This window comes from Mesorhizobium sp. M1E.F.Ca.ET.063.01.1.1 (genome assembly GCF_003998155.1).
In the GTDB taxonomy this organism is placed as follows: Bacteria; Pseudomonadota; Alphaproteobacteria; order Rhizobiales; family Rhizobiaceae; genus Mesorhizobium.
In genome coordinates this window covers 1-10,875 of sequence record NZ_RZSC01000136.1, presented here as the reverse complement: position 1 = coordinate 10,875, position 10,875 = coordinate 1, and the positions used below count along the sequence as shown (strand labels likewise).

At 65.9% G+C, this 10,875-nt stretch carries 8 protein-coding genes; 6 read left to right on the top strand and 2 right to left on the bottom strand.

The genetic code is table 11. The features are described 5' to 3' along the window. Positions 1–80 precede the first annotated feature (80 nt). Positions 81–1,211 (top strand): IS481 family transposase, encoded by a 1,131-nt coding sequence (locus EOA29_RS12830; RefSeq protein WP_126091168.1) that lies wholly within the window; start codon positions 81–83, stop codon positions 1,209–1,211. A gap of 124 nt (positions 1,212–1,335) precedes the next feature. Next, a complete protein-coding gene (locus EOA29_RS12825; RefSeq protein ID WP_126095458.1) occupies positions 1,336–3,441 on the top strand; it encodes a molybdopterin oxidoreductase family protein in 2,106 nt (701 codons plus the stop codon). 14 nt (positions 3,442–3,455) lie between these two features. Here EOA29_RS12825 and EOA29_RS12820 read toward each other — a convergent pair whose 3' ends face one another. Then, positions 3,456–6,209, bottom strand: a complete 2,754-nt coding sequence (locus EOA29_RS12820; protein ID WP_127220973.1) for a sel1 repeat family protein — start codon at positions 6,207–6,209, stop codon at positions 3,456–3,458. A gap of 218 nt (positions 6,210–6,427) precedes the next feature. Between EOA29_RS12820 and dapB the strand changes: the two genes are divergently transcribed. The 4 genes from dapB (at position 6,428) to EOA29_RS12800 (ending at position 10,197) form a co-directional block, all read left to right on the top strand. Further along, entirely contained in the window at positions 6,428–7,201 is a 774-nt protein-coding gene (gene dapB, locus EOA29_RS12815) for a 4-hydroxy-tetrahydrodipicolinate reductase (RefSeq protein WP_189350262.1), read from the top strand. A gap of 232 nt (positions 7,202–7,433) precedes the next feature. Further along, the gene (locus tag EOA29_RS12810) at positions 7,434–8,393 is read left to right on the top strand and encodes an ABC transporter substrate-binding protein (RefSeq protein WP_126096035.1); all 960 of its coding nucleotides are present in this window, start codon (positions 7,434–7,436) and stop codon (positions 8,391–8,393) included. A 104-nt stretch (positions 8,394–8,497) separates the two neighbouring features. Continuing rightward, on the top strand, positions 8,498–9,307 hold the full coding sequence (locus EOA29_RS12805; protein WP_126095455.1) for an ABC transporter ATP-binding protein: 810 nt from the start codon (positions 8,498–8,500) through the stop codon (positions 9,305–9,307). 11 nt (positions 9,308–9,318) lie between these two features. Next, positions 9,319–10,197 (top strand): ABC transporter permease, encoded by an 879-nt coding sequence (locus EOA29_RS12800; protein ID WP_126095454.1) that lies wholly within the window; start codon positions 9,319–9,321, stop codon positions 10,195–10,197. Positions 10,198–10,219: 22 nt separating this feature from the next. On the opposite strand, the gene EOA29_RS12795 is transcribed toward EOA29_RS12800, so the two are convergent. Then, a partial coding sequence (locus EOA29_RS12795; protein WP_145969666.1) for a HAMP domain-containing sensor histidine kinase occupies positions 10,220–10,875 on the bottom strand: 656 nt, incomplete at its 5' end.

Here is a 10,875-nt window from a genome sequence, read left to right as displayed (position 1 = left end):
TGTTTGGACCGGGGACATCGCGAACAGGTGTGCGAAGACATCGCGAACAGTTTTGCGCGTTTTGCGCGAGGGGGTTCGGGATGCCATTCGAGGCCAGAAGCGTGATGAGCCAGAAAGAAGAGTTCGTGAGATTGGCGCTGGCGCCTGGCGCCAATGTGAGCGCGTTGTGCCGGCGCTTCGGCATTGGCCGGACCTGTGGCCACAAGTTGCTTTCGCGCTATCGGATGGAAGGGGCGGCCGGCCTGGCGGAGCAGTCTCGGCGACCGCTGTCGAGCCCGGCACGCAGCGCGCCGGAGGTGGAGGCGGCAGCCGTTTCGGTGCGTGTGGCGCATCCAGCCTGGGGTGGGCGCAAGATCGCGCGAGTGCTTGCCCGCGAAGGCATCGGCACGCCGGCGGCCTCGACGGTCACCGGCATCCTGCGCCGCAACGGTATCGAGCTGGGGGCTTTGGGCGGCGGAGCCCAGCCTTTCATTCGCTTCGAGCATGCCGCCCCCAACCACCTGTGGCAGATGGACTTCAAGGGCCACGTTGCCTTGCGCGCCGGCCGGCTGCATCCGCTTACCGTGCTCGACGACCATTCGCGCTTCTCGATCGCGCTGTCGGCCTGCGCCGACCAGACCACCGAAACCGTAAAAGCCCGGCTGATCGCCGCCTTCCGTCGCTATGGCCTGCCGTGGCGCATCGCCACAGACAATGGTCCGCCTTGGGGCGATGGCGGCCGCAACGACTTCACCTTGCTCACCGTCTGGCTGATCGAGATTGGCATCGCCGTCAGCCACTCCAGGCCTTGCCATCCGCAGACGCTCGGCAAGGACGAGCGCTTCCATCGTTCGCTCAAGGCCGAGGCATTGCAGGGACCGCCCTTCGCCAATCTCGCCGAGGCTCAGGATGCATTCGACCAGTGGCGCCACGTCTACAACGCCCAGCGTCCCCACGATGCCTTGGGCGGCGGCGTGCCGCTCGATCGCTACCAGGCCTCGCCGCGCCAGTATCGCGAAACAGTCGAGCCGTTCGAATATGCCAAGGACGATCTCATCCGCCGCGTTCAGCAGCACGGCTTCGTCTCCATTCTCGGCCGAACCATACGCTTGTGCCGGGCCTTCGCCGGAAAGTCCGTCGCTTTCCGCCCCACCGCCACCGACGGCGTCTTCGACGCCTGGTTCAGACATCAGAAAATAGAAACCATCGACCTCAATGCCCTCGCCCGATAGCATGCAAAACTGTTCGCGATGTCTTCGCACACCTGTTCGCGATGTCCCCGGTCCAAACAAAGGGGAGAAGGGAAGGAGCCATCTGGCCCTACACCTCGCCGGCAAAACCCGCTACACACCCCGCATGAACCAGCACGCCAAGCTCAGGATCGGCCATTCGGCCTGTCCGCACGATTGTCCGTCCACCTGCGCGCTCGAAGTCGAGCTGCTCGACGAAAACCGCATCGGCCGCGTCCATGGCGCCAAGGCGAACAGCTACACGGCGGGCGTCGTCTGCGCCAAGGTCGCCCGCTATGCCGACCGCGTCCACCATCCCGACCGGCTGCTGAAGCCGCTGGTGCGCGCCGGCGCCAAGGGCGAGGGCGCCTGGAAGGAAGCGAGCTGGGAAGCGGCGCTCGATCTCGTGGCGGAAAAATTCATCGCTGCCGAAGAGAAATACGGCTCGGAAACCGTCTGGCCCTATTTCTATGCCGGCACGATGGGGCTGGTGCAGCGCGACGGCATCGAGCGGCTGCGGCATGCGAAGAAATACTCCGGCTTCTTCGGCTCCATCTGCACCAACCTCGCCTGGACCGGCTGGATGATGGGGGCGGGCGCCCTGCGCGGTCCCGATCCGCGCGAGATGGCGAAGTCCGACTGCGTGGTGATCTGGGGCACCAATGCGGTGGTCACCCAGGTCAACGTCATGACCCATGCGACCAGGGCGCGGAAAGAACGCGGCGCCAGGATCGTCGTCATCGACATCTACGACAACGCCACCATGAAGCAGGCCGATCTCGGCCTGGTGCTCAAGCCCGGCACCGATGGCGCGCTCGCCTGCGCGGTCATGCATGTGCTGTTCCGCGATGGCATGGCCGACCGCGCCTATCTCGAAAAATACACAGACGATCCGCGCGGGCTGGAAGAGCACCTCAAGACCCGCACGCCGGAGTGGGCGGCGGCCATCACCGGGCTCTCCGTCGCCGAGATCGAGGCTTTCGCGCATCTGGTCGGCACGACGAAGAAGACCTACTTCCGCCTCGGCTATGGTTTTGCTCGCCAGCGCAACGGCTCGATCAACGTGCATGCCGCCTCCTGCATCGCCGCGGTCACCGGCGCCTGGCAATATGAGGGCGGAGGCGCCTTCCATTCCAATTCCGGTATCTTCAAGCTGAACCAGGACGTGCTCGAGGGCACCGCGATGCGCGACCCGAAGGTGCGCTATCTCGACCATTCGCGCATCGGTCCGGTGCTGACCGGAGCCGAGGACGCGCTTTACGGCGGCCCGCCGGTGACGGCGATGCTGATCCAGAACACCAACCCCGCCAACGTCGCGCCGGAGCAGCGCCTGGTGAAGCGAGGCTTCCTGCGCGAGGACCTGTTCTCTTGCGTGCACGAGCAGTTCATGACCGATACGGCCAAGCTCGCCGACGTGGTGCTGCCGGCGACGATGTTTTTGGAGCATGACGACGTCTACAAGGGCGGCGGCAACCAGCACATCACGCTCGGCCCCAAGCTGATCGAGCCGCCGCAAGGACCGCGCACCAACCACTATGTCAATGAGGAGCTCGGCAAGCGGCTGGGCGTCGGCGACCGGCCGGGCTTCGGCCTGACCGAGAAGGAGCATATCGACATCATCCTCGGCAAGCGCGGGTTGGGCAGCTTCGACAGCCTCAGGCAACAGAAGTGGGTCGACCTGCAGCCGGAGTTCGACGACGCGCATTTCATCAACGGCTTCGGCCATGCCGACAAGAAATTCCACTTCCGCCCCAACTGGACGGGGCAGGCGGCGCCCAACCGGCCGCCGAAGAGCATGGGCCTGTTCGGACCGGTCGATCGGCTGCCGGAATTCCCTGACCATGTCGACCTGATCGAGGTGGCGGATGAGGAGCATCCGTTCCGCCTGACGACCTCGCCGGCGCGCAATTTCCTCAACTCCACCTTTGCCGAGACGCCGGTGTCGAAGGCCAAGGAAGGCAGGCCGGAACTGCTGCTTCATCCCGAGGACGCCGCGTCGCTCGGCATCGAGGATGGCGGCCGCGTCGAGGTCGGCAACCGGCGCGGCGACCTCGTGCTGCACGCCAAGCTCTTCGACGGCGTGAAGCGCGGCGTGGTGGTGGCCGAAGGCATCTGGCCGAACGGCGCGCACGAGCGCGGCGAGGGCATCAACGTGCTCACCGGCGCCGACGCGCCGGCGCCCTATGGCGGCGCCGCCTTCCACGACAACAAGGTCTGGCTCAGGGCGCTTTGATCGCTCGGCTTTGACTATTTGGCGGCCTGAGCGTCCAGCGTCTTGATCTCTTCCGCGGCCGCCTTGCGGGCCGTGGCATCGATGCCGGTTGCACCCTTGTCCTTGGCGAATGCGATGAGAGCTGTGCGTGTTTGCTCGTCGCATCCATCCTCGCCCACGCCGTCGATGCCGGCCTTGCGGGCAGCAGCGAGGACGGAGTCGCAGGCGTCGGGCGCGAAGGCGAACTGTCCCATGATGGCGCCGAGCGTCAGCGGGTCCTGCAGGCGCGGATCGTCGCGGATCGCCTGAAGGGTGGCGTTGCCGACCGCGCGTGATTTCCGGTCCTGCGCGATCTGCGTCAGGTCGAAGATGAATTCGAACTCCGCCTTGTCGACGCCGTCGGGTTTCGAGACCAGGATGTCCAGCGCATAGCGCGTGACTTCGTCGGGCGTGACGACCGCTCGCACGACCCTTGCCTGGTGATAGTTGCGCACCAGCACCCAGCGCGAGGGGAGGTCGCCATAGCGGGCGAGCATGCCGAGCTGCTTGATGGCGGCCTTCTTCTGCTTGTCGGTCTTGGCGGCCTGCGCCTGGGTGAAGGCCTTGTCGCGGACGCGGTCGAGGATTTCGCCCGCGAGCATGTCTGAAGCCGGTGCCGCCTGCTGTGTCCCGGCCGCCGTTTGCGGGCTCGGAGCATCGGTGAGCGGGCCTTTCGCATCGACCCATGCGGCCAGCGCCTTGCGCGCGTCGGGGCCGAAATAGCCCTTCAGCTCACCCGCGTAAAAACCCTCGCTCTTCAGCGTCGTCTCGATCGCGATGCGGATTTCGTCGGGCAGGGCCTTGCCGACGCCGACCAGGTTTTCCTCGTCGAGGCCGGCCGGCGCTTCCCGGAACGCGTCCATCACCGCGGCGGCGACCGCGGCCGTTCCGGCGCTGGAGGCCGGCCCGGAAAAGAGGCCGCTGAGTTCGATACCGGCATCGCCGCCGAACACCCCGGCGCCCATCCTGCCGATGCCGTCATTGTAGAGGGCAATGCGGTTGGTGATGCCTTCGCGCAGCGTCATCAAGTGATCGAAACTGTCGAAGGTGAAGGCATCGGCGAGCTTGCCCTTTGCCTTGAGCGAGCCCAACCGTGCCGCCTCGCGCCACGCGTGCAGCCGCTCGCGCGGGTTCTTGTCGATGCCGAGACCGTTGTCATAGGCGTCGCCGAGCAGCACCATGGCTTCGACGCTGCCGAGATTGGCGGCGTTGATCAGCATCGCGGTCGCCCTGACGTCGTCCTGCGGATAGACCAAGCCCCGCCGCAGCAGCTTGGCATGAAGCAGGTAGGCCTGCGCCTCCTTCTTGCCTTCGCCCTCGTCGATCAGGGTTTTCAGTCGATCGTCGCTCAGGCCGTCTTCGCGGCGCGACGGCCGATAGCTGGTCGAATCGAGATTGGCATATTGCGTCGAGGCGTAGAGCCAGAGCGCGTCGCGGTCGCCCCCATCCGCCAGTGGCTTCAGCGTGGCGCGCGCCTGGTCCTCGCTCCTGAACTGCTGATTGTCCGAAAGCTCGAGCCGCGCCAGCGCCAGCGCCGCGCCGGGCTCGCCGGCATCGGCGCCGTCGCTCAGGCGTTCGACCAGCATTTCGGGATAGTCGACCCGCACGCCGTCATAGTCGACAAGCGGGCCCGCAAGCCTGATGCAGGCATCGAGGTCCCATGAGCCGTTGAACAGCTGGACCGCCGCCCGCGGCTGGCGGCCGACGAACCTGCCGTCCAGCAGCAGGCCGGCGAGCATCGGCCCGGCCTCGGCAACATTCTTGGCGGCGCGCAGCATGGCGATGGCGCGCTTGCCGTCCGTCGGGCCGCCTTCGCCCTTGGCCAGCATGTCGGCCAGCATCGGGATGGCGTAATCGTCGTGACCGACGCGCGCCTCCAGCAACTGCCTGGCCTTTGCTGCATCCTGCGGCGTCCCCCGGCCCAGCCGGAGCGCCGTGATGTAGGCGAGCGCGGATCGTACCGAGTCATTGGTCCCGGCCTGGGAATCGGCCTCGACAGCATGAAAGGCCTTTTGCTGCTCGTCGCCGGTGAAGCCGTCCTTCTCCAGCGTCGTCTGCGCGATCAGCAGCGGCATGCCCTTACGGACCTGGCTGTCCCATTCGCCGGGCGACTGGCCCTGGACCGGCGCGTCGATGATGTGCTGCGCGGTCTCGACCAGCTTGCGCGCGTCGCGGCGCAGCAGCGGCCCGTCGTTATACTGGCGGAGCAGCGTCATCAGGGCCATCAGATGCCCGGCGGCGCCAGCTTTCTGCAGGGCGTCGAGCGCCATTTCGCGGGTGATCGCCGGCGCACCGGCATCCGCGCGGTCGCGCCGATGCACCGCATAGAACTCGTAGAGCAGGAAATTCGCTTCAGGGCTGCCGCCGTCGGCCAGCGGCTTGATCTGCGGGATGAGCCAGGTCAGTCCCGGCTGGTCGAGCGCTACTTCGACCCTCAGCCATTGCAGCGTCAACCGCTTTTCCTGCGGCGCGCCGAGCATCGCCGCCTGACATTTGTCGGCCAGGCCTTTGAGCTTGCCGAAGTTCATATCGAACGGGAAGAGCTCGCCATACTGGATCGGCGGCGCCTTGGCTTCGGGGTCGAGCGGCACGGAGGCGCCCCGGTCGCAGGTGGTGATCGCCTCGGCGAGCGCGGCCTTCTTTGCCGCATCGTCCGATTTGTCGGAAGATGCCTGGGCGGCGAATGCCCCGCCGGCGAGTGGTGCGAGCACGAGGCAGGAAAGAACCAGGACATGCACTGGCCGTAACATGGGCGTCCCCCCTCGGACCCGGCCCGGGCGGCGCGTCGCGGCCGGACAGCGGAGCTAAATTAGCACATCGCGCGAGCCATGATGAGTGTGACGCTTCACATTCGCGTACAGTTCGCCCTTGTCTCGCTCCGATGTCGTGGCGCCGTAGCCGGCTGAATCAATTTGGCAAGGTGGCGTGCTAGAGGATTGTTCCGACTCAGCTTTCGACAGGGATAGCCATGCCGCAACTCAAGATAGCCATTACCGGCGCACTCGGCCGCATGGGCCGGCAGATGGCGGAGACCGTCGCGGCCGATCCGCGGCTCGATCTCGCCGCCCGCTTCCACCGACCGGGCAGCGCAGGTGAGGGGCTGGTCGAGCGTGACGAGGCGCTGGCGCTGGCCGATGTGGTCGTCGACTTCACCACGCCGGCAGCGTCCGCCGAACTGGCAAAGGCCTGCGCGGCGCGCGGCGGGCCGGCGCTGGTCATCGGTTCGACAGGTTTCGACGCCGCTGAACTGGAAACCATCGCCGACGCCGCGAGGAAAATCGCCATCGTGCGCTCCGGCAGCTATTCGCTGGGGCTCAACCTGCTGACCGGCCTGGTCGAGCAGGCGGCGCGGGCACTCGGCGCCGACGATTGCGACATCGAGATTTTCGAAGCGCATCACCGCCTGAAGGTTGACGCGCCGTCGGGCACGGCGCTGATGCTGGGCGAGGCGGCCGCGCGCGGGCGAGGCGTCAGGCTGGATGAGCTGGCAAGGCGTACCCGCGACGGCGTCACCGGCCCGCGTCCCGCCGGCGAGATCGGCTTTGCCGTGCTGCGGGGCGGCAGCATCGTCGGCGAGCACAGCGCCAGCTTCCTTGGCGAAGCCGAGGCGCTCACGCTCTCGCATGCTGCAGGCGACCGCTCGATGTTCGCGCGCGGCGCCATCGCGGCGGCGCTGTGGGTCGCCGGACAGCCGCCCGGCGAATACGGCATGCGCGACGTGCTTGGCTTCACCTCCACGTGATTGGCAATCCCGCTCGGTTCCATTTCAACAGCCGCTAAAATGGCTGAAAGCCAGCTGAAAGCTTGGGCATGCCATGACAGTTTTGTGGCGTTCGCCACGTGACCGGTCTGGGAGCGGGCCGGCAAGGAGGAAATGCGGCGCGGCCCGGATGGCACGCCGCCCAGGTGGAGGAAGTTACGTGACCGGTTTCATCTCTAAATGCGCCCTGCGTTCGGCGGCGTTGACGCTTGCCATGGTTGCCGCGGGCGCAACGACTGCGTCGGCCGCCGACAAGATCTCGATCATGGTGGGCGGCTACGAAAAACAGATCTACCTGCCCGCCAAGCTCGCCGAGGCGCTCGGCTATTTCAAGGATGAAGGCCTCGACGTCGAGCTGCTCAATGAGCCTGCGGGCGTCGATGCCGAGAACGAGATGCTGGCGGGTGCCGTTCAGGGCGTGGTCGGCTTCTACGACCACAGCATCGACCTGCAGGCCAAGGGCAAGTTCGTCGAATCCGTCGTCCAGTTCAGCCAGGCGCCGGGCGAGGTCGAGCTTGTCTCGGCGAAACATCCGGAGATCAAGTCGCCCGCCGATTTCAAGGGCATGAGCCTCGGCGTCACCGGCCTCGGCTCCTCGACCAACTTCCTGACCGAATATCTTGCGGTCAAGAACGGGCTGAAGCTCGGCGAATTCACCTCCGTGCCGGTCGGCGCCGGCAACACTTTCATCGCCGCCATGCAGCAGGACAAGATCCAGGCCGGCATGACGACCGAGCCGACGATCACGCGGCTGCTCAAGACCGGCGAGGCCAAGGTGCTCGTCGACATGCGCACCGTGGAAGGCACCAAGGCAGCACTTGGCGGCACCTATCCGGCCGCCTCGCTCTACATGCAGACCGAATGGGTCGACGCCCACAAGGAAACGGTTCAGAAGCTCGCCAACGCCTTCGTCAAGACGCTGAAGTTCATCAGCACCCACAGCGGCGCCGAGATCGCCGAAAAGATGCCGAAGGACTATTATGTCGGCGACAAGGAAGGCTATGTGAAAGCGCTCGACGCCGGCAAGGCGATGTTCACCCCCGATGGCGTGATGCCGCAGGGTGGACCGGAGACGGTTCTTTCGGTGCTGTCGGCCTTCAAGAAGGAACTGCAGGGCAAGCAGATCGACCTTTCCAAGACCTACACCACGGAATTCGTCAAGAACGTGAAATAGCGGATTAGGCGGCGCGAGGTTCCGACCTCGCGCCGCCGCCCTATCTTGTTCCACGTCCGGCGATCACCGCGCGGCGGTCGCACGCTATTGGAGTTTGCTCAACTATGGCTGTTAAAAAGACCGCTCCGGCGATCGAGCTGATCAATGTCAGCCGCCGCTTCCTTTCCCCCACCGGCAAATCCCTGACCGCGATCCGCGATTTCACCATGACGGTCGAGCGTGGCGAGTTCGTCGCCGTCGTCGGCCCGACCGGCTGCGGCAAGTCGACGACGCTCAACCTGGTCACCGGGCTGGCCAGCCCGAGCGCCGGCGAGGTTCGCGTCATGGGCGCGCCGGTCAAGGGCATCGACCCGCGCATCGGTTTCGTGTTCCAGACCGATGCGCTGTTCCCTTGGCGCACGGTGATCGAAAATGTCATGGCCGGGCCGCTGTTCCGCGGCAAGCCGAAAGCGCAGGCGCAGGCCTCGGCGCGAGACTGGCTGGCTCGCGTTGGCCTGGCACGCTTCGAGCAGCACTATCCGCACCAGCTTTCCGGCGGCATGCGCAAGCGCGTGGCGCTGGCGCAGACCTTCATCAACGGTCCCGAGATCCTGTTGATGGACGAGCCGTTCTCGGCGCTCGACGTGCAAACCCGCGTCCTCATGCACGAGGAATTGCTGCGCCTGTGGTCCGAGGCCAAGGCCTCGGTGGTCTTCGTCACGCATGACCTTGAGGAGGCGATCGCGCTGGCCGACAAGGTCTATGTGCTCACGGCCGGGCCGGCGACCGTCAAATCCGTCTACACGATCGACCTGCCGCGCCCGCGCGTCGTCGCCGACATCCGCTACGACCAGAGCTTCATCGATTATTCGCGCACCATCTGGGCCGACCTCAAGGAAGAGGTCGAGACCAGCTATGCCCGCGCAGCCGCGTGAAGGAGGCTTTTATGACAGACGCCACCGTCAACATCTCGACCGCGAGCTTCAGGCCAGGAACGTCGGACGCCGAAATCGAGGCAGCCGCCGCCAAGGCGGCCGCGCATCGGCGCCATTCCGTCATCTTCTGGCGGCTCGCCATCCTCATCGCTTTCCTCGGCGCGTGGGAAATCGCCGGCCGCATGGCCTGGATCGATCCCTTCTTCTACGCCATGCCGAGCACGATTGCTGGACGGCTCTATGAATGGATGACGGAGGGGACCTCGGAAGGGCCGCTCTGGTACCACCTCTATGTCACCATGGAGGAGTCGGTGCTGGGCTTCGTCACCGGTTCGGTCGCCGGCATCATCATTGGCGTCGCGCTCGGCCGCAACCGCATGGCTGCGGATATCTTCTCCATCTACATCAAGGTGATCAACTCGATCCCGCGCGTCGTGCTGGCGCCGATCTTCATCATGATCCTCGGCCTCGGCCTTGCCTCCAAGGTGGCGCTGGCCTTCGTCATGGTGTTCTTCGTCGTCTTCCACAACGCCTTCCAGGGCGTGCGCGAGGCCGACCGCGCGATGATCGCCAATGCCCGCATCCTCGGCGCCTCCGACTGGCAGTTGACGCGTTCGGTGATCGTGCCGTCGGCGATGAGCTGGATCTTCGCCAGCCTGCATGTCAGCTTCGGCTTTGCCATCATCGGCGCCATCGTGGGCGAGTTCGTCGGCTCGCGCTTCGGTATCGGCCTCTTGATCAACATCGCCAAAGGCTCGTTCGACGCGGCCGGCATGTATGCGGCGATCGTTATCGTCATGGTCGTGGCGCTGGGCGCCGAATATCTGATGACGCTGGTCGAGAACCGGCTGGCGAAATGGCGTCCGCAGCCGCTGCATGAAACGCAGTGACCACCAACGCCCTGGCTAGTCTTTAACTGGAACGTAGCGGCAGCCGCACCTCGACCTTGAGCCCGCCGGAGGCAGCGTCGCCAAGCGCGACGCTGCCTCCGGCATTTTCGACCACCTCGCGCACGATGGCGAGCCCGAGCCCGCTGCCTTCCTCGTTCGTGCCGACAATACGGTAAAAGCGTTCGAAGACGTGTTCCCGCTCTTCCGGCGGAATGCCGGGGCCGGCATCGGTGACGGTGAGCTGCGCCTCGCTATCGACGGCGGCGATCTTCACCGTGACGCTGCCACCGGGCTTGGAGTATCGCAGGGCATTATCGACGAGGTTCACGATCATCTCGCGCAGCATCGTGCCGTCGCCGATCACCGGAACAGGCCCGGTTTCCTCGAGGCCGAGATCGATGTTGCGTTCGATTGCCCTCGGCGCATGCGTTTCCAGCACCTGGCGGCAGGCTTCGGTGAGGTCGATGCGGTCGGCGCGCGGCCGCCGGCTGCCGGGCTCCGCGCGCGACAGTGTGAGCAGCTGTTCGGCGAGCCGCGCCAGCCGGCCGGAGCTGGCCTGCAGGGCGACAAGCGCTTCCTGGCGCTTATCGGCGGCAGTTTCGCGCAGCGCGTAGCTTGCCTGGGTCCACAGCAGCGCCACAGGTGTGCGCAGTTGGTGCGCCGCATTGGCCATGAACC

Coding starts and splice junctions, on each gene's coding strand:
- EOA29_RS12830 (WP_126091168.1), top strand. CDS start 81: ATGCCATTCGAGGCCAGAAGCGTGATGAGCCAGAAAGAAGAGTTCGTG.
- EOA29_RS12825 (WP_126095458.1), top strand. CDS start 1,336: ATGAACCAGCACGCCAAGCTCAGGATCGGCCATTCGGCCTGTCCGCAC.
- EOA29_RS12820 (WP_127220973.1), bottom strand. CDS start 6,209: ATGTTACGGCCAGTGCATGTCCTGGTTCTTTCCTGCCTCGTGCTCGCA.
- dapB (WP_189350262.1), top strand. CDS start 6,428: ATGCCGCAACTCAAGATAGCCATTACCGGCGCACTCGGCCGCATGGGC.
- EOA29_RS12810 (WP_126096035.1), top strand. CDS start 7,434: ATGGTTGCCGCGGGCGCAACGACTGCGTCGGCCGCCGACAAGATCTCG.
- EOA29_RS12805 (WP_126095455.1), top strand. CDS start 8,498: ATGGCTGTTAAAAAGACCGCTCCGGCGATCGAGCTGATCAATGTCAGC.
- EOA29_RS12800 (WP_126095454.1), top strand. CDS start 9,319: ATGACAGACGCCACCGTCAACATCTCGACCGCGAGCTTCAGGCCAGGA.